This window comes from Legionella nagasakiensis (genome assembly GCF_900639915.1).
In the GTDB taxonomy this organism is placed as follows: Bacteria; Pseudomonadota; Gammaproteobacteria; order Legionellales; family Legionellaceae; genus Legionella_A; species Legionella_A nagasakiensis.
The window spans coordinates 97,044-123,533 of record NZ_CAAAID010000003.1 but is presented as its reverse complement, the minus strand read 5'-3'; the positions used below and the strand labels follow the sequence as shown (position 1 = coordinate 123,533).

Genomic DNA, 26,490 nt, shown 5'->3' with positions numbered 1-26,490 from the left:
AACAGCGACATGGTGAGTGATTTAAATTCTAAAATCCAACAGTTCAATCAAATGGCTCTCGAACGAGAATTGACCAGCTCGTTAATTATTAAACACCAACTGCAAGCGATGTTCGCTGATTTTGAAAGCCGTTTCCCTAACAGCGAACAGGCTGTTAGGATTCAAACAGAGATCATGAGAGCGGTTGATGACAGCATAAAGGGTATGTTGCATGCAGAAAATAAAGAAGTATTTAGTTTGCAATCCGAACGCCTGAAAAAATTGGTTGGGCAATTAAAAGAAAAATTTGGCTTACAAGATAAAGAAGCGGAGGCAGCGCTGAGCCATTATCGCTTCATGCGAAGTATTCTTCGGGCATTAAATGAAATTGATTACGAGAAAAGAGAGCAATGTTTAAATACTTTGCCAGAATGGTGTAAGACGTACCCTGAGTATGATGCTTGGGCAACTCGGCTGCACACATTACAACAGTCGTCTGAAAGTGATTTTGAGCAACAGAAGACGCAGATTATGGCGGACATACTGAAAGAAATCCATGAAAAAAAATTGGATAGTTTATCTTCTCTAGCGCTTGTTGAGGAAAATATAAAATTATTAAACGAGACTCGCTTGGCTTATCTTGAAGAATCTAAAAGCCGTTCCAAATTGATAAAAAGTATTGGCTGGGTTGGTCTTGGCGTCTTGTTAACGGTTGGTGCAGCAGTTTTGGCGTTGGCATTTCCGGTAGTGGCTATTCCCGGTATTATTGTTGGTAGTATCGTGGTTGGTTATGGCACCATTGATTTTTCTAATAAAGGTGCGAAGTTTTATCTGGACGCTCGTACTGTACCTATTGGAAGCCGCCAAGAAAACGAGCAAACCAAGGCTCATTTGCAAGAATTGGCGGATAAATTGGGTATGCCTGATTTTCTTGCGAAACAACAATTACAAGAAAAAAAACAATCGAACGAAAAAAAATGGGTTAAAAGACTTGGGATGGCTGCGTCATTGACGGGACTTGTCTTAGGAATCGCAGCGTTAGCGGTTGCTTTACCCTTTGTCGGCGTACCGCTTGTTGCAGTGATAGTCATTGCTGTCGCTTCGTTGGCGATTGCAGCACTTACAACGAGTTTTTTGGGTTATAAGATGCATAAACAGAAAACGGAATGGCAACAAACAGAGCAAGGCATTCAACAACAAATGACAGAAGATAATAAGTTAATTGATGAGATTTCTTTACAAGACCATGCACGTATGCAATTGAGTAGTACGGCAAAAGTTATTATGGATGAAGAAATAGTCAGTGAACAGCTGCAAGAACATTCAACGGCAAAGCCAGCACCCGAACCCGAGCCCGAACCTACGGCCCAAATGGAGATGAAACCAATGGTTACCTCGGACGATGTCGCCATTCCTGTGGGAAAAGACTTAGAGCGTGAAATAGAGCATGTGTATCCGAATACTGAAAGCATTTTTAGCAGCAGAAAAAATAAATCAGTAACGAACAGAGATACTGCCTCTGATAACCCTGACGATAGAGATGAGGATGAAATGAATGAAACGTTATGAGTCTACGGTCATAGAGCTTGACTCAAATTTCAGGCTACTAAACACTGCAAAACAGTATTATTTGGTTTAACCTTCAACAGAATCTATGATGACTCGAGTTCCCTTCACACCGTAGCCAGGAAGGTCAATAAATTCCTCGTTAAGCCAACGGGCGTCCTCAATGAACATCCGCACACAGCCATGGCTGGCACGGTAGCCTGGTACTGTATCACTACCATGTAATGCAAATCCACGAAAAAAATGCATGCAATAGGGCATTTCAGCGCCACCATTATTGCCATCAGCCCGTCTTGGGAATGCTGTTGAAATACAATCAATATCTTGTTTACGAATAATTCGGAATGAACCAGGAGGCGTTTGACAATAATTGTCTCTTGGTGAACAATGGCCAGTCCCTGATGAAATGGGGCCCCACCATACCAATTCTCCAGCTTCATCGTAAGCTCCCCAGGCCAGTTGTTTTTGACTGACGTAAATGGTTTTTTCACCATCGGATTCAATATAACGAGGGAAAGGTGACACATCATAGATCGTTAAGCGTTCAATATTTTTAGGGATGGCAATGACCATGCCTTTTCTTAAAGAAATGTTCATGCGGTTAATACGTCTAACAATATCGCGTTCTTCGATATTGGGAAAAATGCTTTCCCAGCTTTCGCCTTGTTTGACGTGAATACAAAAATAATCTGGAGAATTGCATAATGATTCCCCATAACGTTGTTTTGAGAAAACGGTTTGCGTCATTAATAGGAATACAGCGGTTATTATTATCACAAATGTTTTCATGACAACCTCACTGCTGATAATTTATTCATCTTATATGATAGATAACGGCTATTTTATTAAAAACTTAATATAATCGTTGTATCGCTTTTATAATCTTCTAAAATGAGCAGCGAGTTGCAAAAAGTTTATTGGCTTTAAATGACGTGCAAATTTATAATAAGCTTGCTATTCGATTTATTTTCTTGATTTAGTGTGCTCTGAATGGCACCTAATGTGTATTTTGACTAATACGGATTAATTTTATGAGTTGGCTAAAGAAACTGTTGCCTTCAAAAATCAGAACAGAAACTTCACAAAAGAAAGGTGTTCCCGAAGGTATATGGATTAAATGTCAAGGATGTAATGAGGTGCTGTATCGCACTGAGTTAATAAAAAATCTTTCTGTTTGCCCGAAATGCAATCATCATCATCGTTTATCTGCTCGTGAGCGCCTCACTCAATTTCTTGATGCAGATGGTCATGAAGAAATTTCTGCGGATCTTGAACCCATAGATCGTTTAAAATTTAGAGATTCTAAAAAATACAAAGATCGTATTACTCAGGCACAGAGGGCTACAGGAGAAAAAGAGGCTTTGATTGTGCTTAAGGGTGGTTTAGAAGGACGCCTGGTTGTTGCGAGCGCATTTGAATTTAATTTTATGGGTGGTTCGATGGGGGCGACGGTTGGTGAAAAATTTGTTCGTGCTATTCAGGCCGCAACCTCGGCAAAGTGTGCTTATATCTGTTTTACAGCCAGTGGTGGGGCCAGAATGCAGGAAGGTTTATTTTCATTGATGCAAATGGCCAAAACTTCCGCAGCACTTGCTCACTATGCAAAAACCGGATTGCCATTCATTATTGTCTTAACTGACCCGACGATGGGTGGTGTTTCTGCCAGTTTTGCTAGCCTTGGTGATGTCATTATTGCAGAACCAAAAGCGCTCATTGGTTTTGCTGGCCCCAGAGTCATCGAGCAGACGGTGCGACAAACCCTCCCTGAAGGATTTCAAAGAAGTGAGTTTTTATTGGAGCATGGTCATATTGATATGATCGTTGAGCGAAAATTTTTACGTCCTACGATCGCGGAGTTGGTTGATAAACTAACGCAATATAAGTCTTTACAAGATTGATTTAATGTCTACGTACCATCAATTTACCCTTGATGAATGGTTGTATTTTCTCGAGAATCGTCATCGCAAAGAAATTCAATTGGGTTTATCACGCATCCGGGTTGTAGCAAATCGATTGAACCTTATAACCTTCGATGCACAGATCATCACTGTTGCTGGTACCAATGGTAAAGGTTCTACGGTAGCGGCACTTGCAGCAATTTACCAAACGGCAGGATATCAGGTTGGATGTTATACTTCACCGCATTTGCTGAAATTTAATGAGCGTATTCAGGTTAATCAACAATCTATCTCTAATGAAAGCCTCTGCTCTGCCTTTGCCGCGATCGAAGAAATTCGCGGAGAAATAGAACTGACTTATTTTGAAATGGTGACATTGGCTGCATTGTGGTATTTTAAACCACTTAAGCTTGATATAATCATCCTGGAAGTTGGCATGGGTGGACGTCAGGATGCAACGAATATTATTGATGCTGATTTAGCAATCATTACAACGATTGATCTTGATCATCAGGAACATCTGGGAAATAGTAAAGAAGCAATCGGCTATGAAAAAGCTGGTATTTTAAGAGCAAATAAACCATTTGTTTATGCAGACTCCAATCCTCCTTTAAGTATAATCAATGAATCCATGCGGCTGGATGCGCCAATGTATTGCATGGATAAGGATTATTTCTTTAATACATCTAATGCATGCTTTCGTATGGTTTTTCCTAATGGGAAAACGATTGAATTACCTTGTCCATCCATTAATCATAAAGCGGCTGCGGCCGCTCTTATGGCCAGTGATGTTTTAAATCATGTTCTTCCTGTGAAATTTGCGTGTCTTTATCAGGCGGTGCAGAATGTTAGGATTGCAGGCCGGCAGCACGTCATTCATGAGAATGTGATTACGATTTTAGATGTGGCACATAATCCTCAGGCTGTAGCATCGCTGGTTGATTTTATTCACCAGTTTCAAACTAAAAAAAATGTTTATGCGGTCTTTTCAGCGTTGCAAGACAAAGATCTTTGCGGTTTAATTAAGCCTATGAGTTCTTGTGTTGATTTTTGGTATCCAGCTTTACTGACGGGAAAGCGTGCAGCTACAAAATCGACTTTAATGAAGGCCTTTAGAGAAGCAATTCACGATGAACCACCATGTTTTGAAAATCCTTTGGATGCTTATCGTGGCGCATGCAAGCAAGCAGAGTCGAACGATGTAATTATCGTTTATGGGTCATTTTTAACAGTTCATGCCATATTATCTGCAAAGTATCATTGCCGAGATGGCTAGGTCTACTAAAAAAACTCAAAATGTGTTATTTTTCTCTATTTGATAAAAAAAAATTACTGTCAGTTCTATTATTGACAAAATTATTCAAGATGCGCCAAATATAGCTTTTCGGTGAACGTGGTAAATAGCTACAATAGGCTCTTATAAAGCAGGAGAAAACAAATGAAGGTTGTGCTGGATGAACGCCGTAAACATCGCTTAGTAGGTGTTGTGGTGATACTGTCAATTACCATTGTGTTTTTACCAGCCATTCTGAAAAAGTCTAATGAGCACTTAGATGAGAGAATTAATTTATCCGTGCGGCTTCCTGCGAAACCGTCATTGCCCGATGTTGTGAAATCGGAAGAAAAATCAATGTTTCAATCCATCAAAGTGGCTCATGTTGATATAACTGAGGTCAGGGAACTTGCACCACCCGTACATTCAGTGAAAGCTGAGCCATTAAGTAAGATCACGGCGATTGATCTTCGCAAGAATCTCCCGACAAACATAGCGGCCAACCAGGCAGATATGATGGCAAAACAAGCAAACATTAAGGATAGTGCTTTGCAGCAAACAACTGAAAAGAAAATGGTTGAAGAAGGCAATAAGAAAACAGTAAAACTGGCCACTCAATCCAAAGAGAACCTGACTTTATCAGGAACCAATAGCAAAAATACTTATTCAGTGCAAATCGGTTATTTCTCCGTCAAAAGTAATGCTGTATCCCTAGTATCAAAATTACGGAATAAAGGGTATAAAGCCAGCTATACAAAATCAAGCAACCAAAAAGGTGATTTTTACAAAGTAATGGTTGGTGAGGTCAGTCATAAGGAAGAAGCAAAAAATTTACAAAAGCAATTGGCAGAACAAATACAATTAAATGGTTTTGTTGTTAAAACGGGAGTGAGCTAGGTATGGCCTGGCATTGGGTAGATTATTTTATTTTAATTATCATTGGCGTGTCTGTCATTACTGGACTATGTCGTGGCTTTATCAAGGAACTCATCGCATTAAGCGTTTGGGTGCTTGCTATTTGGCTTGCTTTTCATTATTCCTATATACTGGATCCTTGGCTTCAACCTTATTTGCAAGATAGTACAGCACGGACTGCTGTTGCTTTTATTGCTGTTTTGTTAACCACTTTAATTGTTGGTGGATTATTTAATGCCTTGCTGGGTTTTATATTAACCAAATCAGGATTAAGCGGGACTGATCGGATATTGGGGATAGGATTTGGGTTTGTTCGTGGCATTTTCATCGTCGCCTTGATCATGCTAGTCGTCAAATTAACGTCACTTCCTTATCAAGAGTACAGTCAGCAATCCCATTTATATGCTAAATTTGATCCAGTGGTTAATTGGCTGTCTGGTTTTATGCCTGATTTTGTAAAACAGGTTAAAGTTTATGATAAAAATGAAATGATTATTGATATAGACCCTGCTCCTTGATGTAATGATATACCGCTGGAGGTAAATAGTGGTGAACATCCATTCCGGTTTTTATCTGTTGTCGCAACCACGAAGAAGAAATGTCATATTGACCAGCATCATAACGGACTATTTTTCCATTCGCTTCTGTCAGGAGGCTATTTTTTTCTGTGGTTTCTCTATGCGATAACAGCGTTTTTAATGATTGGGGGATATTTAATGGATTCGTGCCAGGACGTTCGATAACTAGAATATGGCTGAGTTCTAATAATTGTCGCCATTGATGCCACTTTGGTAGATGAAGAAAAGCATCTAGCCCCATCAGGAGGGTTATTGGGGTTTTTTCACCGACTTCTTGGCGAAAACTTTCTAAGGTATTCACCATATAGGATGGGGCATGACGTTCAATTTCTCGCGTATCAACATCAAATTTTCGATAAGGAAGCAGTGCCAAACGTAACATGCTAATACGCTGGGCGCATGAGGCCATGGTTACTTCTTTTAGCACGGGTATTTTACAAGGTAAAAATAAAAACCGATCAAAATGAAACTCATTTTGTACAGCAATAGCTGTTTTTAAATGACCATTATGGGGGGGATCAAAACTTCCACCATATATAATTAAATGACGCATTTTGTACCTAATCCCATGCCATAAAGGATTCAATTTTGGCATCTGCTTTTCGCCCAAAGGGGAAAGTAGAATGCCCCGTTTTACTTTTTAAAGCCTCATCTAAAGTTACAAAGCGATAACCATGTTGGCGATACATTGCAATGATATCTGGCAAGGTGTACGCGTTCAGCAAATTAGCATGAATAAGCAGTATTTGCGGTTGCTCCGATTTCCGTGATGTGCGATGACGTTCCTCTGCTTTAATCGTCTGTTGCCACAGAAAATCAAGATAGGCTGGCTTTAATACAGTCATAAATGATCGTCGGTTATTTTCAGGCACTGCTAATAGAAGCTGATTGAAAATAAAATCTTTACTGTCTATAGTGACCGGAGCAATTTGATAATTTTTTGCAGCAAGATACTGTAATACTTTTTTCTTTTTGCTGTTAGTTCCCATTTCCAAATAAGGATAACGAAAATATTTGGGTTCACTGAGTATGGGTTCTAATAGCTTGTCTGCTTCATCAACGTCTTGGATATAAACATCGGCATCCACCTTATTTAAATTAATGTGCGACGAGGTATGATTTCCTAATCCTAATCCTGCGTCACGGAATTTACGCAGCATTACCCAGTGTTCCGGCTTAACATTTCCTGCAATAATAAAGCCGGTAGCAGGGACTTCATTTTCTTTAAACGATTCAATAATCATGTTTAAATGAAAGTTTTTACTTTCGCCAACAAAGGGCAAGTCATCCATGGTAATAGCGATTTGCCTGTTTTGAGCGAAACTTATGCTTGTCAAAGCAAGAAAAACAATGGTGTGCAAAACATAATATAATTTAGACAAAACAATTCTCGGTTATATATAGTTAAATTTAGCAAGATTTATGGTATATGATTTAACCTAGATAGGTAAAACTTAACCAATTGAGATCATAAGACAATACAATCCTAAAAACAATCGAATGGCGTGTAAAATCCAGATTCTGCCCACTCTTCGTGAGAGCTTATGTTACGCAAAACAGGATGGCTAAGCGTTCCAACCCATGCCAGATTTGATTGCTTTGATTGGACTTAATTTGTTCATCAAGCTGCTTACTTAAACGCAATAATTGATACAATTTATTTAGAGAAAAACGTGTTGAGGCTGTTTGATATAATTTGGTGCGTTGTGGCCAGATGTTTAATTGGCTACACGCTGCACTAAAAGATACAGATTGTTGCATCTTATATGATAATTGAATCAGTTGTCGAATTTCTTGCGTCATCAACCATAAGATTAAGGTAGGTTCTTGGCGATTATAGTAGGCTTGGCGCAAAAGATGGATGGCTTTTTCTATCTGGGCGGTTAAGCAGGCATCTGCTAATTCATACAATTGATAGTCGCATTGGTCTGTTAAATGGGGCATGACATGCGCTTCGGTCAGCACTTCATTCCCCACATGTACTAACACAAGCTTCTCAATCACTTGGGCACAAGCAAGCATATTTCCTTGCGTGTATTGATGAATTAAAGCCGGTATTTGAGGTTCATAGTGAAGTGTGTAGTTATTAAGCTGGAAAGCAATCCAGCTTTGTAACGCGGCGGCGGTCAATGGGAATACTTGTACTATCATGACGTTATCATAAGCAGTTAACCATTTTAATTGTTTCGTAGGAACTTGTGGTGCTCTCAGGATAATTAAGCAGCGAGGATTGATATTTGATACGTAATGTTTTAGTGCTTCTTTACCCGCTTTTTCAATGGTTTTTTTATCCAGATAGACATTAAGAAGCGTCTGCTTGGCAAAAAGAGAATAACTATTCGCTTCTTCCAGCAGCAAAGTCCAGTCGGACATTGTGTTGATATGAAGCGTCTTCTCATCCGTTTCAGTGTGTTTTTGCCATGCTTTTTTAATCTGTAGTGCTGCATCATTGAGTAAGTAAGAATCGTGTCCAATTAAAATATTGACAGCATGCAGATTGTTTTTTAAAGCAGTTGATAATGCTTGATATTTAATGAGCATATTAACGATGTTTTACGGTGCATTGACTGGTTTTACCATGTAGAAATTGCCATTCTGTACACAAAGACAGTGCAGTTTTGCAGGCATCCCTACCTGTTGCGTTCCATGACCGCCCATTATTGTCAGTGACTAAACAACGATTTTCAATTAATGAGAGAGGACCTTGTTCACAATACGATTGGGCTGTTTTGCAATGAGATTGAGCGGATTTGCTTTTACATTGCATTTCTGCAGCTTGCATTGCCTGTTGTAAGGTATCGCCTAAGCCTTGATAGCTGCGTTCTTTAGAATCAAAAGCAAAACATTGCCATTGTCCAGGAGGGATGGCGGCAGAAATGGACGTGGTAGCCAGACACATGAGCAAGCTTATATATTTCATTTCTATGTTTCCTTAATAAGAATGATACTTTTACTTTTAGATGACTGAGAGAGCATAGCCACCAGCTAAGCTTTATACGTGTTGTAAGCTCACTCGACTTTGGTCATGCACTTTCATTCTTGATAGCGGCTTAATCGATATAGCATTTGCAAAGTTGCATCACGGCGCATTTCCTTTTTAATAATAGCTTCTTCTTCATCCGAGCCTAATATTCTGTCACTATTCACCGTTAGTTGTCGAGTAATAACGAGCTGATTTGATGGGATAATTACTTTGCCTTTTGCTCTTTGCAGTTTAAATTGTACTGTGTAGATTAGCTGATATTGACGAGGAGTCGTACTGGAGCTAACACTGGTAATTTGCTGCTGAAAGGACTCATTCTGCAGGAATAACCAATAGTTTGCCAAAGAAGGATCGGAACTCACATACACATGATAAGCCTGTAATTGTTCTTCTAAAACGTGTTCTAATTCCTGGTGACCGCTTTGATTAATAATCGCAACGCGATCGAGCCAACTTGGCATATCAACTGCGCCACGCAGGTGAAATCCACAGCCTGTTAATAAAAGCATACAAGATAGATAGCCCCATTTCACAAATAACTTCATCAGTTGACCACAAGATTGATGAGCTGGCGATGGGGAACAACAATTGTCTTATTAATGGATTTTCCATCAAGAAAAGAAGAAACATTAGCTTTTGCCAATTCAATTAATGACTCTTCTGAAGCATCAATGGGCGCTGTAAATTGCCCCCTGAGTTTGCCATTAATTTGTACAATAAATTCAACTTCATCTGTTTTTAATGCACTTTTATCAACTTTAGGCCATGGGGCGTCAATAATGATTTTTTCAAACCCTAATTGTTGCCAGAGATGATGACAGATATGAGGGGTAACAGGTGCTAGAAGTCGAAGAAGAATGCTCATACCAGAGTGCAGAAAATATTTATCTTCTTCTGTTTCAACTTTATAAGAAGACAGTTCATTGAATAACTTCATACAACCTGAAACGACGGTATTGAACTGATGTCGCTCATAGTCCTGATTAATTTGAGCTAAAATTTGATGAACCATTAAACGTGATTTTCGCAGGCGGTTGTCACAATTCAGCCAATTGATAGTATTATTTCCGTCTAAAATTAATTCGTTAATTTCTATCATCAGTTGGTGGTATTGATACGCAAAAGCCCAAAGACGCTTTAAAAATCGATGTGACCCTTCTACGCCAGAATCGGACCATTCTAAAGATTGCTCAGGGGGAGCAGCGAACATCACAAATAAACGTGCAGTGTCTGCTCCATAAGTTTCAATCAAACGATTGGGATCAACAATATTTCCTAGAGATTTTGACATTTTATGCCCGTCTCGCAGAACCATTCCCTGACTTAATAACGCTTTAAAAGGTTCATCCGAATTAACCAAACCTTCATCACGCATTAACTTGTGAAAAAAGCGCGCATAAAGCAAATGCATGACCGCGTGTTCAATGCCGCCAATGTATTGATCAACTGGTGTCCAGTATTTCGCTCGGTCATCCAGCATTGCATTTTCTTGTCCTTTGCAGGCAAAACGGGCGTAATACCATGAAGATTCAACAAATGTATCAAATGTATCCGTTTCTCGCAAAGCATCTTGTCCGCATTTTGGGCAGCTGGTATGAATGAATTCGCTGCATTGCGCTAAGGGTGATCCATTTCCAGTAAATTCAATATTTTCAGGCAAGACAACTGGCAATTGGTCTTCTGGCACAGGTACGACACCACATATATCGCAATTGATCATGGGAATAGGAGTACCCCAATAACGTTGTCGTGATACACCCCAGTCACGAAGACGATAATTTACTTTTTCTCTGCCTGCTTCATACTTTTCCAACCATGCAGTGATGATTGTTTTAGCTTCTGACGAAGATAATCCGTTGAATTCACCAGAGTTGATTAAAATGCCTTCTTCGGTGAATGCTGAATTTTTTAAATTATGTGCCCGCACGCCTTCCGGCTGAATCACTTCCTGCATAGGCAGTTTGTATTTAGCTGCAAATTCCCAATCACGCTGATCATGAGCAGGTACAGCCATAACAGCACCAGAACCATATTGCATAAGAACAAAATTAGCTATCCATATGGGAATTTCTTTTCCGCTTATTGGATGAATTGCTATCATGCCACTATTTATACCGCGTTTTTCCATGGTGGCAATTTCTGCCTCGGCCATGCGGACTCCTTGGCAGCTATCAAGAAATTCTTGCACTTCTTTGTTCTGTAAGGCGGCTTGTTTAGCAAGAGGGTGATCAGGTGCTACGGCCAAATAGGTGGCACCCATGATGGTGTCTGGACGCGTAGTATAAATTTTAAGTCGTTTTGGGTAGTCAGGAACTTTAAAATAAATTTCAGTGCCTTCAGAACGTCCAATCCAGTTTCGCTGCATTTGCCTGACTTGCGCAGGCCATTGTTCCAAAGTATCAAGATCATTTAATAATTCATCGGCGTAAGCGGTAATTTTTATGAACCATTGTGAAATTTCTTTGTGTTCTACCAAGGCGCCGGAACGCCATCCGCGGCCTTCAACAACTTGCTCATTAGCCAAAACCGTTTGATCAACAGGATCCCAGTTTACAATGGCATTTTTTTTATAAACCAGTCCTTTTTCGTAGAGTTTAATGAAAAACCATTGTTCCCAGCGGTAATAATCGGGATCACACGTGGCGATTTCCCGTTTCCAGTCATAAGCATTTCCTAATTTCAAAAATTGCTCTTTCATTGCGGCAATGTTTTGTTTTGTCCAAACAGCTGGATGAATCCCATGCTTGATTGCCGCATTTTCAGCAGGTAAACCAAATGCATCCCATCCTATGGGTTGCAAAACATTTTTACCAAGCGCTCGCTGGTAGCGAGAAATAACATCACCAATTGTATAGTTTCGTACGTGTCCCATATGGAGAGAACCACTAGGGTAAGGAAACATGGACAAGCAGTAAAATTTTTCTTTATTCAAATCTTCGGTAACATGAAACAATTGTTTTTTAAGCCAAAACTGTTGAACCTGTTCTTCAATTTCTTGGGGTTTATAACTGTTATCCATAGTTTGTAAGTCAAAATTCAAAGTAAGTTGGTAAGAATAGCGTCTCTTGTGCTTTGCAGCAATAGCAGATTCACTATGAATTATATTCATCATGGTGGATTGGAATAAAATTATTCAAAAAAATATGGTTTTACTTATATCGTCGTTGATAAACTATACTCATTAAATATCTAAGAATGCATTCAAAATGACGTAATTTGTATTTTACATTATCATTTAATAAACCATGTTTTTTCTATTTCCATTTGTTAGCTTGGGTTTTGGTATATAAGACTGGATCTGTTTAAAACTTGATAGATGTTTAAACAGGAGAAAATTCGAATGCTATCTCTCCTAAGAAAATTAGATGTATTATTCTTTTTCAGCTACTTTGTTTTTTTAAGTACAGCAACCAATGCAAAAACGCTTCGAATAGGCGTGGTTGATTTTCCTCCTTATTCTTATTACGTTCCTAATGAGCAAAAGCCTATAGGTATTGCTATTGAATTATGGGAAGAAATCGCTAGGAATTTGAAAATAAAGGATTATCAATACATCCGCTTGAATGCAAACTTTAATAAGCATATTCGCGAGTTAAAAGAAGGGAAGTACGATATTATTGCAACTCCTTTTTATATTACCAAGGGACGTGAAGAAGCAGTTGACTTTAGTAGAGCACTTTTTGTCGGCACAAGCACTGTGTTACTCAAAAAAGAAAAGCCACATTATTTGAGCTCAATAAAATATTTTTTTGCTAGCACATTTATTTTATTCGCCATACTTTACACTTTTTTGTTTTTTATCTACTCCCATTGGTTATGGTATTTAGAGCGCGGGAAAACACTACCTCATAACTATAAAGAATTTATTGATGCTGTCATGTGGAGACGTTTGATTTTTGGAATGTTGCAAAATATGCCTAAAAAATGGAGCGCCAGAATTCTGGAATTACTATGGAAAACAAGTGGGTATATTTTATTTAGCTTACTAATATCCTATGGGGGAGCATCTATTATCATATTCACAACTCATTTATACGAGGTACAGACAATAGATGAACTTCGTAATAAAAAAATTGCCGCAATTAAAGGTTCAGAATTATTACAAAATGCTAGAAAGCATAATTTAAATCCCATTCTTATTAATAGTTTTGAAGAAGGACTGAAATTAATAGAACAAGATAAAATTGATGGAGTCTTTATGGATAAAGCCCAAGCTCAATATTTTATTTATAAAAAAAATCTTAACAACCTATATATTCCCCCCATTTTAATAGGTCAAAATCTTGCCGCTTTTCCAGTACAGCCAAATTATCCACTATTAGATTTGATTGACCAAACAATTTTAAATATACAAGACTCAGGTTTTACAACATTTATCTGCCATAAATATTTGGGGTCACAAAGCAGGATTTGTATAGGAAACTAAAGTGAATATAAACTGATCATATTATTTTAATTTTAATCTATAAAAAAAGAGTTTTTTCAAATGTAAATTAAATGTAATAGGTACAGATATAATTTACGATTTAATTTTATTACTAAATAAAGCCATACAAAAAATGAATAAACTTAAAAGTAATATAGGACTATCTCCTAAATACACCCAAAGCGATGTTCCAGATAAAGGTTGTATGGTTGCCTCAAGAGTCCCAGCCGTGAAGGCAGGCAGTGAGGCGAGAATATCACCATTTGCATGAATGATGGAAGATAAACCATCATTATTGGCAACGACTTGAAACCTTGCCGTTTGAATAGATAATGCTTGCGCCATTTGTAATTGTTGATATATTGCAAAGGAATGACCGAACCAACCGTCATCACTAATGGACACAATCCACTCAGCTTTTGGCAATTGCTTACGTAATAGTTGAGGGTAAGCCAATTCATAACATATTAATGTGGCAATCGGATGGTTCTGTATTTCAATAAGCGGTTGATTTTTTTTCCCATGATTCATATTGGCTGTTGGCAAGGACAACCACTCCATTAATTGTTGAAATGGACGAGGGATAAATTCGCCGAAAGGGACAAGATGCTGTTTTAAATAATTACCCTTGGCTTGACCAAGAGAAATCATGGCATTGTAGAATTGAGTTTCATCTGTGTCGGTTGGCTGGAGAGCCCCCAGTAATAAGGCACTGCCGTTTTTTTGTGCTTTATCATCAAGCTCATCAAGAAAATCACTAATATAGCTGGCTGGAACAGGAATGGCCGATTCAGGCATGACGATGAGTTGATTTTTCCCAATTAATTGTTCAGCAGCTGTTTGATATTGTTGCAGCAATTGCCAGAATAATGATTCATCCCACTTATCTCGCATCGATAAATTGGCTTGAATGATTCCAACAGAGATTGGTGAACTGCTGATTTTTCCCCATTCTTTACCGTTCAGGAGAGAGGGACATAAAAGTAAAAGAGCAAAAGCAATAAACCATGCATATTGTTTATTTCGTGGAGAAAGTGTTCCAGCAGTCAGAAAAGTGGCCGATAGGCAGGCAAAAAAACTGGCGCCGTAAATGCCAATAACGGGTAATAAATATTTAAGTGGCGTGTCTATTTGTCCGAAGCCCAGTAATAACCAGGGAAATCCTCCCATAAATGTGGCGCGTAAAAATTCCCCAAGGCACCAAAGTGCGCTGAACAGAAGACAAGAGAAAATAAGTGAATGTCCCCCTGCAAGTTTTTTATATAAGAATGCCACCAATGCTGGATACAGAGATAAATAAGCAATAAAAAACAACGTGATCGCTGCGGAACCTAAAGAATGAACATGACCATATTCATGGATGCTGATGTAAACCCATGAAACACCCAAGCCGGTCGCGCCTAAACCAAATACAAAGCCGACATAGAAGGACTGTTTTAAGGATGAACGATGAAGCAAACCAAAGAAAGCAGCAATGCCTAAAATTGCAAGTCCGGGAAGATGAAAAGGGGCAAAACCTAAGGGAATGAGTAATCCGGCCAAAAAGGCAGGGAGTAGATGGACACGCCAATTAGAAGTGATGCGGATCTGCGTCAACCAATGGGTCGCGGTCATCTGATTCATTCTTAATGGATAAAAATACAAATGCTGCTGACAATAGATGAGTTACTGACGAAGGTCAAGTGTGTTAACAAGCTCTAAGAACCTATGAAACAATATTGTTTCATAGTATTGTGGAGAGCGGGAAAAATGATAGAAGACATGCTCTTTAAATTGACTTTAAAATTATAGTTTAGGGCATGTACGATGACAACTTACTATGGAAGGAGGCATCTTGTATGTATAACGTAATGATTACAGGAGCAGGGAAAATTGGCACTTTGATCGCTTGCATGCTGGCTGACAGTAATGATTATCAAGTTCATCTGGCTGATCTTGAGTTTAACGGCACGGATGTTACTCGTTTATTACAAGTTATGCCGCAAATTAAAACGGTCGCGCTCGATGTTCGAGAAGAAACATCCATAAAATCCTACATCCAAAAACACGAGATAATTGCTGTTATTTCCAGCCTGCCTTATTTTTTAAATACGCATGTGGCTAACGTTGCTAAAGAAACTAAAACGCACTATTTTGATTTAACGGAAGATACTTCAGTGACCCATACGGTTAAAGCCATTGCGGCAGATGCAAGTACTGCTTTTGTGCCTCAATGTGGTTTGGCCCCCGGATTTATCAGCATTGCCGCGAACAGTTTGATGCAAGAGTTTGAACATTGTCATCATGCTAAGCTTCGTGTTGGTGCATTGCCTCAACGCGCAAGTAATGCACTTCATTATTCTTTAACCTGGTCTACAGACGGTGTGATTAATGAATACGGTAACCCGTGTTATGGTATTGAAGCAAGTAAGCCGGCCGTATTAGCTCCATTGGAAGGTTTGGAATCGATACAGATTGATGGTTGTGAATACGAAGCATTTAATACGTCAGGTGGGGTGGGCAGTCTTGGCGAACTGTATGCTGGTAAAATTCAAAGTCTTAATTATAAAACCATGCGCTATCCTGGTCATTGCACGAAAATGCGATTTTTAATGAATGACCTGAAATTAAATGAAGATCGAGACACATTAAAACGCATTTTGGAAAAGGCAATACCTAAAACCTATCAGGATATTGTGATTGTGTATGTCACCGTGGAAGGCATTAAAGAAGGTGAATTAACTGAAAAAAGTTATGTAAAAAAAGTATATCCAAAAACAATACGTGGCTTGGAATGGTCGGCCATTCAAATTAGCACTGCTTCAGGCGTTTGTGCTGTCGTCGATTTGGTATTAGGCCAAGCCAACGAGCATCATGGAATTATTTTACAGGAAAATTTTCGCTTGGCGGATATATTGGCAAATCGGTTTGGCCAGCACTATGCCTAGGCCGATTCGTATGGTTTTATGACGTAATTCCTTGATAGATTTTAAGAGCAATGCACATCAGGAGCACATCACGATGGATTTTTTATCACATCTTAATATTCAAGCAATTAATGCTGGAGCATATTGCAGCCATGCATGGGAAAGTAAAATCGGTCAGACTCGTTTTCAATCTATTAATCCAAGTAACGGCGAAATCATTGCCGAAGTGGCCAGCTGTACTATGGAAGACTATCAGCATGTTGTAGAGGGTGCTCAACAAGCATTTCTTGCCTGGCGCAACGTTCCTGCTCCTAAACGTGGTGAAATCATACGACAAATAGGTCAAGCGTTACGGGAGCATAAAGATTGGTTAGGAAGCTTGGTTTCCTTGGAAATGGGAAAATCGAAACAAGAAGGAGATGGTGAAGTACAGGAAATGATTGATATAGCCGATTTTGCGGTTGGCCAGTCCCGCATGTTGTATGGGAAAACCATGCATTCAGAACGGGAAAATCATCGTATGTATGAACAATGGCATCCTTATGGTATTGTTGGCGTGATTTCCGCATTTAATTTTCCTGTGGCTGTATGGTCATGGAATGCTTTTATCGCCGCTGTTTGTGGTAATGTAACCATTTGGAAACCTTCTGCAAAAACGCCACTGTGTGCCATCGCGACTCATTACATTTGCTGTCAGGTACTGAAAAAAAATGATTGCCCTGATATTTTTTCACTGATTATCCCGGAATCCCATGAGGTGGCCGAGACACTGGTGAATGATGGTCGAATCCCTTTGATTTCATTTACAGGATCAACGTCTGTAGGTCGGAAAGTGGCGATCAATGTTGCAGAACGCTTAGGTAGAACCATACTTGAGTTGGGCGGAAATAATGCCATTATTTTAGATGAATCGGCTGATCTTGAACGAGCAATCCCGTCGATTGTATTTGGTGCTGTGGGAACTGCGGGACAACGTTGTACGTCAACACGTCGTTTGTTTGTACAAGATGCAATTTATCAAAATGTTGTCAAGCGATTGCAACATGCTTATCAGCAAATTACGATAGGTGATCCACTTGATAGCAAAAATCTAATGGGACCTTTGATTGACAGGCAGGCCGTTAAGCAGTTCAAGTGTGCCATTGAGCGTATCGTTGCTGAAGGTGGACAGGTATTGTTTGGAGGTCAAGCATTGACGCGCGCAGGCTATTTTGTGCAACCAACGTTGGTCACTGACTTAAATAACAGCAGTAAAATCGTCCAGGAAGAAACGTTTGCCCCAATTCTTTATATCATGCCATTTAAGTCAATCGATGAGGCTATTTGTATGCAAAATGATGTTCCCCAAGGGTTGTCCTCCGCCTTTTTTACACAAAATCTGAAACATGCAGAACAGTTTTTAAGTGCGTGCGGTAGTGATTGTGGCATTGCCAATATTAATATCGGTACCTCAGGTGCCGAAATTGGCGGTGCTTTCGGTGGGGAAAAAGAAACCGGTGGTGGTCGTGAATCTGGTTCGGATGCGTGGAAGGGTTATATGCGTCGGCAAACGAATACGATCAATTGGGGAGACTCGTTGCCATTGGCGCAGGGAATAAAATTTGAGATCTAATAAAAAGTAAAAAGGAAGTCATTATGCAAGAACCATTTATTATAAAAAAAGTTGCGGTTCTCGGCGCTGGAGTTATGGGCGCACAAATAGCTGCTCATTGTGTGAATGCGGGGTTTTCGACCCTCTTGTTTGATTTGTCTGCAAAAGAAGAAGGGCGTCACAATAACATTGTAGAGAAGGCCATCGCTCATTTAGCAAAATTAAGACCGTCTCCTTTAGCGACCTCCCACACAGCCTCTTTACTACAAGCAAGAAACTATGAAGATCATTTAGCGGATTTAAGCGAGTGTGATTTGATTATTGAAGCGATTGCCGAGCGCTTAGATTGGAAAGAAGCATTATATCAACGCATATCTCCAGTTTTAAATGACCAATCAATTCTTGTGAGTAATACTTCGGGGTTGAGTGTTAATGCATTAAGTCAATCTCTCACAGAGCATCAGAAGAAACGTTTTTGTGGCGTGCATTTTTTTAATCCGCCTCGTTACATGCATTTGGCTGAATTGATTGCAACGGAAACAACGGATGAGAATTTATTAAATCATCTTGAAACCTGGTTAACTCGTTATTTAGGGAAAGGCGTAGTACGTGCTAAAGACACCCCTAATTTTATTGCAAACCGCATTGGTGTTTTTTCACTGCTTTCAGCCATGCATCATGCCGTAGAAATGGGGTTAGGATTGGATGAAGTCGATGCATTGACGGGTGTTTTATTGGGACGTCCAAAATCAGCAACGTTTCGTACTATGGATGTGGTGGGACTTGATACTATGGCGCATGTTGTTCATACCATGCAGCAACAATTGACTGATGATCCTTGGTATCCTCTTTTTAAGTTACCTGATTGGTTGAGCAATTTAATTAATAAGGGGTATTTAGGGCAAAAATCAGGACAAGGTATTTATCGTAAAAATGGTAAATCCATTGAAGTGTATGATGTCAAACAAGATCAATATCAGGCTATTAGCGGAGCAGTACATCATGACATTAAAGAAATGATGCATTTGCCCGCGCAAGAGCGTTTGCAGAAACTGTTTCATTCCAATAACAAGCAGGCGCGCTTTTTAACGGCTTGTTTTCGTGATCTGTTTCATTATTGTGCTTATCACATAGAAACAATTGCCAACACAGTACGTGATGTTGATTTGGCGATTCGTTGGGGATTTGGCTGGAAGCGTGGACCTTTTGAAACTTGGCAAGAAGCAGGTGTGGTTGATATGAAACAATATATTGAACAGGCCATAGAGTCTGGTCATGCGTTGAGTGATGCTCGATTACCATCCTGGTTAGGACAATTAAAAGATTTTTATACGAAAGAAGGTGCGTTTTCTCCAGCGAATAAATTTTTTACAGGCGGTAGTCAGTTGCCTGTTTATAAGCGTCAATTTTTCCCCGACCATGTCATCAACGAACCTCGCTTTCATACAGAAACTGTGTATGAAAATGACGGAGTACGCTTATGGCATCTTCAGGACAATGTTGCAGTGGTCAGTTTTAAGAGCAAGGCTAATACCATTGGACAAGCTGTACTGGATGGTTTAAGTGAAGCCTTGACGATTGCTGAAAGACAATATGAAGGATTAATCCTGTACCAACATGATGAAACTAATTTTAGTTCAGGTGCAGATTTGCGTGGGGTTGCCGAATTAATTCATATAAATCGAATGGATGCACTGGAGAAGATGATCGAGCAATTTCAACAACTTGCCATGCGATTGAAGTATACATCCATTCCTACAGTTGCCGCATTGAGAGGAAGGGCATTGGGTGGTGGCTGTGAATTGATGATGCACTGTGACCGAGTGATAGCTGGGTTTGAATCTTATCCAGGATTGGTAGAAGCTGGAGTCGGCCTTATTCCTGCCGGGGGAGGTTGCAAAGAAATGGCAATGGCTGCTGCCATGAAAGCAGCGGATGCGGATTTAATGATTTTTATAAAACCCTATTTTGAACAAATTGCAACTGGCTACGTTGCAAGCAGTGCTCCTGACGCCTTACAACGTGGATATCTGCAAAATAAAGATGCTTGGGTGATGCATAAAAATGAAGTGTTGTACGCGGCTTTGGCTGAAATTAAAGCAATGCAAGCTCAAAATTATACAGCTCCTTTATCCGCTCGTTTTAAGGTGGCTGGCCGAGAAGGGCATGCACGTTTACAGGTTGGGTTGGTCAATTGGCTTGAAGGTGGATTTATATCGCAACACGATTATTTCCTGGCAGATCAGCTGGCAGCTGTATTATGTGGAGGAGACATCAATCAAGGCGAATGGGTGGATGAGGCTTGGGTATTAAATCTGGAAAAGCAGGTGTTTATGACTCTGGCTGGCATGGAAAAAACGCAAGCCAGAATCAGCCATGTATTGGAAACTGGCAAGCCACTACGTAATTGAGAGGGAGATTTATTTATGACAAATGTATATGTGGTTGATGTGTTACGTACACCCGTTGGGAAAGCGCCACGCGGCGTATTTAAGGATACGCTACCGGATGATTTATTGACGCATACAATAAAAAGCCTCATGCAGCGTCATGACGATGTGGACTGGCAAAAAATAGGAGATGTGGTAATCGGTTGTGCAATGCCGGAAGCTGAGCAGGGCATGAATGTAGCGCGTATTGCGGCATTGCTTGCTGATTTACCACAATCCATTCCAGCAATGACTATTAATCGTTTTTGTTCGTCTGGGGTACAAAGCATTGCAACAGCGGCAGCTTCCATTGCCCAAGGTGATATGGCGCTCGCTTTAGCCGGCGGGGTTGAAAGCATGTCTAAAGTACCTATGGGCGGTAATAAATACACAGCAAATCCTGCTATTTTTAATAATGAACATGTCGCCATTGCTTATGGTATGGGCATTACCGCTGAAATTGTGGCAACGCGGTGGAATATTTCGCGTGAGCAACAAGATGAGTTTGCGGCTGAAAGTCATAAGCGTGCCATTGCAGCCCAGCAGCGGGGGGATTTTAAAAAAGAGATTAGTCCGATTGAAATTACAGTGCGCCAGGCTGATTTAGCTCATTTAGAAATTAAAAATAAAAAACGCCTGGTTTGTGATGATGAAGGACCAAGGGCAGATACATCTTACGAAGTTATTTCACGGTTAAAACCGGTTTTTGCAGCAAAAGGAAGTATTACGGCTGGTAATAGTTCTCAAATGAGTGATGGAGCAGGCATTGCTTTACTTGCCAATGAAAGTGCTTTAAAAGAATATCATTTAACGCCAATGGGACGTTTGTTGAGCTTTGCTGTAGCTGGTGTACCTCCTGAAATCATGGGGATAGGGCCAGTGCATGCGATACCTCTTGCTTTGAAAAAAGCCGGATTGACGTTGGATAAGCTGGATTGGATCGAATTGAATGAAGCGTTTGCTGCCCAGGCTTTGGCAGTGATTAAAGAATTAGATTTACCTCGTGATAAAGTGAACCCGTTAGGGGGGGCTATTGCACTTGGTCATCCATTGGGAGCAACAGGAGCGATACGTACGTCAACATTATTACATGGTTTACATCGCATAAAAGGCCGTTATGGTATGGTAACCATGTGTATTGGTACGGGTATGGGGGCTGCAGCGATTTTTGAAGCTTTATAGCGCTGATAGAATGATGCAGACGCTGTATTGACAATGAATTATACAAGGCTAAAATCTGAATCGTTCAGTGAGACTTAATACAAAAACAGGAGGCGCTATGACTCGAGAAGAAATGATTTGTCGCATTGTTCGTGGGATAACAAAGAATAAACCATGGCGAAAAGCCTGTTGCGGCTAATGCAACTGCCTAAACTCTCAGAATTACTTGCCTATAAAAATCAGCAGGTTATTCAATATTATTGCCATCATCACTCTGATGTAACGCCAGAACAAGCAAATCAATTGTTTACTGATTTGCTTGCTTGGTTATGGCTTAATGTGCATCGGCAACTTAGTGAGCGTCGTACTTATCTATTCGGACCATTATTGTTATTAGATGATATGTGGCATGTGTTTATTTTGCATACCAGAGATTATTATTCTTTCAGCACCCGTTTTTTTGGGGCATATGTTCATCACGATATTGAGACACCTGGTGCTGAGCATGAGTTATCGGCAGATGAACTTGCTGATTTTTTGCATGATTGTTTTGAGCATTTAAGTGAAGAATGGGTGTTGCGATATTTCTCCAATTTCCTGGCGCATTCATAGCCTGATTGGCAACTTAGGGATAAGTGACTCATGAAAAATGAACATTGTACTCACCATCACGAGCATCGTGGAAAAACAAATTCAGTGGCTTCAAAAAACGAGGATGCTATCTTCTACGTTTGTCCAATGCATCCGAACGTTAGACAACCCAGTCCAGGAAATTGTCCAATTTGCGGGATGGGCTTAGAACCGGAAACGGTTTCATCGGATCAAACTACAAGTTCGGAATACAAAGACATGCGTTTCAGGTTTTGGCTTTCCCTTCTCTTAAGTTTACCTGTTTGGATTTTAGACATGGGCGCGCCTTTTTTTGTCGATAGGATGCCGACAAGCGTTTCAATGTGGCTGCAAATGATTTTAGCAACGCCGGTGGTCTTATGGTGCGGCTGGCCATTTTTTCAGCGTGCATGGGTATCCTTTGTCTCCAGACATTTAAATATGTTTACTTTGATTTCTATCGGTGTTGGTGTCGCATGGGGTTACAGTGTATTTGCCTTATTATTTCCTGCTTTATTTCCCAATGCATTTCGTGATGAACAGGGGATGGTGGCAACTTATTTTGAAGCGGCTGCAATGATTACAACGCTGGTCTTATTGGGCCAGGTTTTGGAATTAAAAGCACGCGAACAAACTGGAAGCGCTATTCGCTCTTTATTAAAGCTGGTGCCTACCATTGCTCATCGCATCGATGAAAAAGGAGATGAAGAAGAAATACCGCTCAATGAAGTGCAAGAAGGCAATCGGTTGCGTGTGCGTCCCGGGGAAAAAATTCCTGTGGATGGGGAGATCATCGATGGCAAAAGCTATATCGATGAATCGATGGTGACAGGGGAGCCGATGCCGGTAGAGAAAAACAAAGGGTCGACCGTGATTGGCGGCACAATCAATCAAACGGGCAGCTTTGTCATGAAAGCACTTCATGTTGGTCAAGACACGATGCTTGCTCGTATTGTACAAATGGTCAGTGAAGCTCAGCGCAGTCGAGCTCCAATTCAACGTCTGGCTGATCAGGTTTCTGGATGGTTTGTGCCGCTCGTCCTGCTGATTGCGATCATTGCTTTTATTATTTGGGCAATATTAGGACCTGAACCTTCATTCACTTATGGTCTTATTGCTGGAGTATCTGTGTTGATTATTGCCTGTCCTTGTGCATTGGGATTGGCTACGCCTATGTCTGTGATGGTTGGCGTAGGAGAAGGCGCAAAAAATGGTGTGTTAATCAAAAACGCAGAAGCTTTGGAGCGCATGGAAAAAGTAGATACGATAGTCATCGATAAGACTGGAACATTAACAGAAGGAAAGCCAAAACTTACTCAGATTGTTACAACGTCAGATTTTAATGAAGATGACGTATTGGCTCTAGCTGCTGCCTTAGAATGTAACAGCGAGCATCCTTTAGCCAAGGCTATTGTTATGGCAGCTAAAGAAAAAAACTTATCTTATTCTAAAGCGATTGATTTTAATGCCCCGACAGGAAAAGGCGTTACAGGATTGGTGGATTCACATGCTGTGGCAGTTGGTAATGCCAAACTGATGGAAGAAAAATTAGCAAACGACAATACGTTTCTAAGTCGTGCCGATGAGTTGCGCTCCGAAGGGGCCTCGGTCATGTTTGTGGCCATAGATGATAAATTAGCAGCGCTCCTGGTTATTGAAGATCCAATTAAATCCACCACAAAAACAGCAATTCATGAGCTGCAGAAGCAAGGCATCGACATTGTCATGTTGACAGGAGATAGTCAGAAAACCGCAGAAGCGGTAGCCAATAAACTCGGGATCCGACAAGTAAAAGCTGAGGTTATGCCTGAAGATAAGCATCATGTGATAGAAACACTAAAAGAAAAAAAACAGGTTGTGGCCATGGCTGGAGATGGTGTAAACGATGCTCCAGCACTTGCGCGTGCTGATATTGGCATTGCCATGGGCACTGGTACGGATGTGGCAATAGAAAGCGCTGGAATCACTTTACTGCATGGTGATTTAAATGGCATTGTTAGAGCGTGGCATTTATCGCATGCAACATTGCGAAATATTCGACAAAATCTATTTTTTGCGTTTATTTATAATGCATTGGGCGTTCCAATTGCGGCAGGGGTGTTATACCCATTCTTTGGATTACTTTTAAGTCCCATCATTGCTGCCGCGGCCATGTCTCTGAGTTCTGTCTCGGTCATTATTAATTCATTACGGTTGCGTTGGGTCAAATTATGAATGTATCCACCACTTAGGATTTTTATCTCACTTTCCGCAGCAAATGGATAAGCCTGTCGCAGAATATGGAATTCATGGCTTAGTATAAAGTCCCATCAAAATGTCTTCTGTAAGAATATGACCTCGCATGGCATTGATAACGTCTTGCTTATTTGCATCAGAATTTAAAGTCAATATTGTATCTAACGCATACAGCTTAAAATAATAACGATGAGTTCCGCTTGGAGGACAAGGACCTTGATACTTGGTATTTCCCCAGCTGTTTATACCAGCGGTAGCTCCATCAGGAACTTCAGCATTGGCAGGTAATTCAAGTTTACCTGCAGGGATATTGAACAACACCCAATGATCCCAAGTGCCCCCTGGTGCATCTGGGTCGTCCATAATTAAGGCAAAGGATTTTGTTCCCTTGGGCTGATTGCCCCAGGTCAGTGGTGGTGAAACATCCGCACCGTCGCAAGTATATTGCGAGGGAATTCTGGCATTTGGTGCAAAAACTGAACTAGAAAAAGATAAGCTCATGGCAAAACTCCTTATGCTCAAAATGCTTAAAATAATTGATAAGATAATAAAAAAATTATACTTTTTCATCGCGTAAATCCTTTATTGCATCTGATAAAGTAAACATTTAGCAGAAAATGTGTGATATTAGATTGTGCATCGTTAAATTATAGATCAAGTTTCACCTGGAATGCGGATACAATACTGTTGCATTAAATTTCATTTGGTGTAAACTTTATTCAGTTATGAAAGCAAAATTATTTCTTATTCTGATTTTTATCATTCTGATAGTTCTTGCGGCTCTATTTTTTTTATGGAAAAAACCTCCGCCTGCGCAAGCGCTTCATCTAAAACAATTGGCTTTTACCGATTTGCCTGGATGGGGAAGAGATGACCCAAGCGCTTCATTTCTTACTTTTCAAAAGTCCTGTAAGATCTTTTTAAAACAAAAACCTGAGAAAAGCGTTGGCAGTAAATACATCGAGGTAAAAGCAAAAGACTGGCATCCTATTTGTCAAGCCTCATTAAAAATGGATGGTGGTTCAGAAAAAGAAGTCAGAGCATTTTTTGAAACATGGTTTACTCCCGTTGCTTTTTATGAAGAACAACCTGTTCAAGGGTTGTTTACCGGTTACTATATGCCTATGGTGCGGGGAAGTTTGACGAAAACAAAAGAATATAATACGCCTGTTTATGGTCTTCCCAAGAATCTAATTACGGTTGATTTAGGGCGGTTTTATCCTGAACTAAAACATCATCGAAAGATTATTGGACGACTGCAAGGAAACGAATTAGTTCCTTATTATACCAGCAAACAAATCGCAGAAGGCGCCATTGAGAAAGAGGCGCCGGTACTCGCGTGGATTGCTAACCGGGTCGATCATCAATTTCTGGAAATCGAGGGTTCCGGTGGTATTGAACTGCTTGATGGAACAAAATTATTTTTAGGGTATGCTGGTGAGAATGGCAGACCCTATACGTCGATTGCCCGTGTATTAATCGATAAAGGAGTCATGACGAAAGATACGGCATCGATGCAACGCATTCGCAAGTATTTTAAAACGCATCCCAAACAAGTTGATTTTGTATTAAACCAAAATCAATCTTTTGTATTTTTTCATACATTACCGCGTGAAGAAGCATTAGGATCACAAGGCGTAGCTTTAACGTCAGGTTATTCATTGGCGGTGGATCGCCAATGGGTTCCAATGGGGACTCCGATCTGGTTAAGTACCACGCGGCCAGATAAGGAAAAAAAACACCTACCTCTACAAAGGCTTATGATTGCACAAGACACTGGTGGCGCAATTCGTGGCCCAGTGCGCGGGGATGTTTATTGGGGAATGGGAGAAGAAGCGATTTACATTGCCGGTCATATGAAAAACAAAGGGTATTATTGGTTGCTATTACCCAAATCGGTTCTGCCCCAATTACAGGATAAAATGGCTTAAATTTCACAGA

The 26,490-nt window shown here is 40.2% G+C and carries 22 protein-coding genes; 13 read left to right on the top strand and 9 right to left on the bottom strand.

Annotated features, from left to right (window positions below):
• The first annotated feature begins 9 nt into the window (after positions 1–9).
• Positions 10–1,548, top strand: coding sequence for a phage holin family protein (locus E1O52_RS03530; RefSeq protein WP_133127326.1), 1,539 nt, complete (start codon positions 10–12; stop codon positions 1,546–1,548).
• A 66-nt stretch (positions 1,549–1,614) separates the two neighbouring features.
• On the opposite strand, the gene E1O52_RS03525 is transcribed toward E1O52_RS03530, so the two are convergent.
• Positions 1,615–2,334 carry a L,D-transpeptidase gene (locus E1O52_RS03525; RefSeq protein WP_133127325.1) on the bottom strand — a complete coding sequence of 240 codons (720 nt, stop codon included), beginning with the start codon at positions 2,332–2,334 and terminating at the stop codon, positions 1,615–1,617.
• 242 nt (positions 2,335–2,576) lie between these two features.
• On the opposite strand from E1O52_RS03525, the gene accD reads away from it, so the two are divergent.
• The 4 genes from accD (at position 2,577) to E1O52_RS03505 (ending at position 6,149) form a co-directional block, all read left to right on the top strand.
• Positions 2,577–3,443 carry an acetyl-CoA carboxylase, carboxyltransferase subunit beta gene (gene accD, locus E1O52_RS03520; RefSeq protein WP_133127324.1) on the top strand — a complete coding sequence of 289 codons (867 nt, stop codon included), beginning with the start codon at positions 2,577–2,579 and terminating at the stop codon, positions 3,441–3,443.
• 4 nt (positions 3,444–3,447) lie between these two features.
• Entirely contained in the window at positions 3,448–4,719 is a 1,272-nt protein-coding gene (folC, locus tag E1O52_RS03515) for a bifunctional tetrahydrofolate synthase/dihydrofolate synthase (protein WP_133127323.1), read from the top strand.
• A 162-nt stretch (positions 4,720–4,881) separates the two neighbouring features.
• On the top strand, positions 4,882–5,613 hold the full coding sequence (locus E1O52_RS03510) for an SPOR domain-containing protein (RefSeq protein WP_133127322.1): 732 nt from the start codon (positions 4,882–4,884) through the stop codon (positions 5,611–5,613).
• 2 nt (positions 5,614–5,615) lie between these two features.
• Positions 5,616–6,149, top strand: coding sequence for a CvpA family protein (locus E1O52_RS03505; protein ID WP_133127321.1), 534 nt, complete (start codon positions 5,616–5,618; stop codon positions 6,147–6,149).
• Here E1O52_RS03505 and nadD read toward each other — a convergent pair.
• From nadD to leuS, 6 genes are all read right to left on the bottom strand, one after another.
• A complete protein-coding gene (gene nadD / locus E1O52_RS03500) occupies positions 6,124–6,762 on the bottom strand; it encodes a nicotinate-nucleotide adenylyltransferase (RefSeq protein ID WP_165474692.1) in 639 nt (212 codons plus the stop codon). The two genes, E1O52_RS03505 and nadD, sit on opposite strands and share 26 nt — an antisense overlap.
• Positions 6,763–6,769: 7 nt before the next feature.
• Positions 6,770–7,591 (bottom strand): polysaccharide deacetylase family protein, encoded by an 822-nt coding sequence (locus E1O52_RS03495; protein ID WP_242602143.1) that lies wholly within the window; start codon positions 7,589–7,591, stop codon positions 6,770–6,772.
• 160 nt (positions 7,592–7,751) lie between these two features.
• Positions 7,752–8,750, bottom strand: a complete 999-nt coding sequence (gene holA / locus E1O52_RS03490) for a DNA polymerase III subunit delta (RefSeq protein ID WP_133127319.1) — start codon at positions 8,748–8,750, stop codon at positions 7,752–7,754.
• 1 nt (position 8,751) lies between these two features.
• Positions 8,752–9,129 (bottom strand): hypothetical protein, encoded by a 378-nt coding sequence (locus E1O52_RS03485; protein WP_133127318.1) that lies wholly within the window; start codon positions 9,127–9,129, stop codon positions 8,752–8,754.
• A 113-nt stretch (positions 9,130–9,242) separates the two neighbouring features.
• Positions 9,243–9,737: an LPS-assembly lipoprotein LptE gene (locus E1O52_RS03480; protein WP_133127317.1), complete on the bottom strand. Its 495-nt coding sequence runs from the start codon at positions 9,735–9,737 to the stop codon at positions 9,243–9,245.
• The gene (gene leuS, locus E1O52_RS03475) at positions 9,737–12,211 is read right to left on the bottom strand and encodes a leucine--tRNA ligase (protein ID WP_133127486.1); all 2,475 of its coding nucleotides are present in this window, start codon (positions 12,209–12,211) and stop codon (positions 9,737–9,739) included. Before leuS ends, E1O52_RS03480 begins: the two co-directional genes overlap by 1 nt.
• Positions 12,212–12,532: 321 nt before the next feature.
• Between leuS and E1O52_RS03470 the strand changes: the two genes are divergently transcribed.
• Positions 12,533–13,618 (top strand): transporter substrate-binding domain-containing protein, encoded by a 1,086-nt coding sequence (locus tag E1O52_RS03470; protein ID WP_165474691.1) that lies wholly within the window; start codon positions 12,533–12,535, stop codon positions 13,616–13,618.
• Between the two features lie 93 nt (positions 13,619–13,711).
• Here E1O52_RS03470 and lnt read toward each other — a convergent pair whose 3' ends face one another.
• Complete coding sequence (lnt, locus tag E1O52_RS03465) at positions 13,712–15,232, bottom strand: apolipoprotein N-acyltransferase (protein WP_133127315.1); 1,521 nt, start codon at positions 15,230–15,232, stop codon at positions 13,712–13,714.
• A gap of 224 nt (positions 15,233–15,456) precedes the next feature.
• Here lnt and E1O52_RS03460 point away from each other — a divergent pair, with 224 nt between their 5' ends.
• From E1O52_RS03460 to E1O52_RS03435, 6 genes are all read left to right on the top strand, one after another.
• Positions 15,457–16,545, top strand: coding sequence for a saccharopine dehydrogenase family protein (locus tag E1O52_RS03460; protein ID WP_133127314.1), 1,089 nt, complete (start codon positions 15,457–15,459; stop codon positions 16,543–16,545).
• Positions 16,546–16,618: 73 nt separating this feature from the next.
• Positions 16,619–18,136, top strand: coding sequence for an L-piperidine-6-carboxylate dehydrogenase (gene amaB / locus E1O52_RS03455; RefSeq protein WP_133127313.1), 1,518 nt, complete (start codon positions 16,619–16,621; stop codon positions 18,134–18,136).
• A 23-nt stretch (positions 18,137–18,159) separates the two neighbouring features.
• Complete coding sequence (locus tag E1O52_RS03450) at positions 18,160–20,526, top strand: 3-hydroxyacyl-CoA dehydrogenase/enoyl-CoA hydratase family protein (RefSeq protein ID WP_133127312.1); 2,367 nt, start codon at positions 18,160–18,162, stop codon at positions 20,524–20,526.
• A gap of 15 nt (positions 20,527–20,541) precedes the next feature.
• Entirely contained in the window at positions 20,542–21,726 is a 1,185-nt protein-coding gene (locus E1O52_RS03445; RefSeq protein WP_133127311.1) for an acetyl-CoA C-acyltransferase, read from the top strand.
• 153 nt (positions 21,727–21,879) lie between these two features.
• The gene (locus E1O52_RS03440) at positions 21,880–22,317 is read left to right on the top strand and encodes a glycine-rich domain-containing protein (protein ID WP_242602142.1); all 438 of its coding nucleotides are present in this window, start codon (positions 21,880–21,882) and stop codon (positions 22,315–22,317) included.
• A gap of 30 nt (positions 22,318–22,347) precedes the next feature.
• Complete coding sequence (locus E1O52_RS03435) at positions 22,348–24,528, top strand: copper-transporting P-type ATPase (RefSeq protein ID WP_133127310.1); 2,181 nt, start codon at positions 22,348–22,350, stop codon at positions 24,526–24,528.
• Between the two features lie 72 nt (positions 24,529–24,600).
• Here E1O52_RS03435 and E1O52_RS03430 read toward each other — a convergent pair whose 3' ends face one another.
• Positions 24,601–25,050 (bottom strand): YbhB/YbcL family Raf kinase inhibitor-like protein, encoded by a 450-nt coding sequence (locus E1O52_RS03430; protein WP_207384170.1) that lies wholly within the window; start codon positions 25,048–25,050, stop codon positions 24,601–24,603.
• A 224-nt stretch (positions 25,051–25,274) separates the two neighbouring features.
• On the opposite strand from E1O52_RS03430, the gene mltA reads away from it, so the two are divergent.
• The gene (mltA, locus tag E1O52_RS03425; RefSeq protein WP_133127308.1) at positions 25,275–26,480 is read left to right on the top strand and encodes a murein transglycosylase A; all 1,206 of its coding nucleotides are present in this window, start codon (positions 25,275–25,277) and stop codon (positions 26,478–26,480) included.
• Positions 26,481–26,490 lie beyond the last annotated feature (10 nt).

Bases quoted from the DNA above. Each gene is read 5' to 3' on its own strand.
- E1O52_RS03435 (WP_133127310.1), top strand. From the start codon at position 22,348: ATGAAAAATGAACATTGTACTCACCATCACGAGCATCGTGGAAAAACA.
- E1O52_RS03470 (WP_165474691.1), top strand. From the start codon at position 12,533: ATGCTATCTCTCCTAAGAAAATTAGATGTATTATTCTTTTTCAGCTAC.
- E1O52_RS03485 (WP_133127318.1), bottom strand. From the start codon at position 9,129: ATGAAATATATAAGCTTGCTCATGTGTCTGGCTACCACGTCCATTTCT.
- E1O52_RS03505 (WP_133127321.1), top strand. From the start codon at position 5,616: ATGGCCTGGCATTGGGTAGATTATTTTATTTTAATTATCATTGGCGTG.
- accD (WP_133127324.1), top strand. From the start codon at position 2,577: ATGAGTTGGCTAAAGAAACTGTTGCCTTCAAAAATCAGAACAGAAACT.
- E1O52_RS03510 (WP_133127322.1), top strand. From the start codon at position 4,882: ATGAAGGTTGTGCTGGATGAACGCCGTAAACATCGCTTAGTAGGTGTT.
- leuS (WP_133127486.1), bottom strand. From the start codon at position 12,211: ATGGATAACAGTTATAAACCCCAAGAAATTGAAGAACAGGTTCAACAG.
- E1O52_RS03445 (WP_133127311.1), top strand. From the start codon at position 20,542: ATGACAAATGTATATGTGGTTGATGTGTTACGTACACCCGTTGGGAAA.
- holA (WP_133127319.1), bottom strand. From the start codon at position 8,750: ATGCTCATTAAATATCAAGCATTATCAACTGCTTTAAAAAACAATCTG.
- E1O52_RS03480 (WP_133127317.1), bottom strand. From the start codon at position 9,737: ATGAAGTTATTTGTGAAATGGGGCTATCTATCTTGTATGCTTTTATTA.
- E1O52_RS03440 (WP_242602142.1), top strand. From the start codon at position 21,880: ATGGCGAAAAGCCTGTTGCGGCTAATGCAACTGCCTAAACTCTCAGAA.
- E1O52_RS03450 (WP_133127312.1), top strand. From the start codon at position 18,160: ATGCAAGAACCATTTATTATAAAAAAAGTTGCGGTTCTCGGCGCTGGA.
- amaB (WP_133127313.1), top strand. From the start codon at position 16,619: ATGGATTTTTTATCACATCTTAATATTCAAGCAATTAATGCTGGAGCA.
- E1O52_RS03530 (WP_133127326.1), top strand. From the start codon at position 10: ATGGTGAGTGATTTAAATTCTAAAATCCAACAGTTCAATCAAATGGCT.
- folC (WP_133127323.1), top strand. From the start codon at position 3,448: ATGTCTACGTACCATCAATTTACCCTTGATGAATGGTTGTATTTTCTC.
- E1O52_RS03460 (WP_133127314.1), top strand. From the start codon at position 15,457: ATGTATAACGTAATGATTACAGGAGCAGGGAAAATTGGCACTTTGATC.
- lnt (WP_133127315.1), bottom strand. From the start codon at position 15,232: ATGACCGCGACCCATTGGTTGACGCAGATCCGCATCACTTCTAATTGG.
- E1O52_RS03525 (WP_133127325.1), bottom strand. From the start codon at position 2,334: ATGAAAACATTTGTGATAATAATAACCGCTGTATTCCTATTAATGACG.
- mltA (WP_133127308.1), top strand. From the start codon at position 25,275: ATGAAAGCAAAATTATTTCTTATTCTGATTTTTATCATTCTGATAGTT.
- E1O52_RS03430 (WP_207384170.1), bottom strand. From the start codon at position 25,050: ATGAGCTTATCTTTTTCTAGTTCAGTTTTTGCACCAAATGCCAGAATT.
- nadD (WP_165474692.1), bottom strand. From the start codon at position 6,762: ATGCGTCATTTAATTATATATGGTGGAAGTTTTGATCCCCCCCATAAT.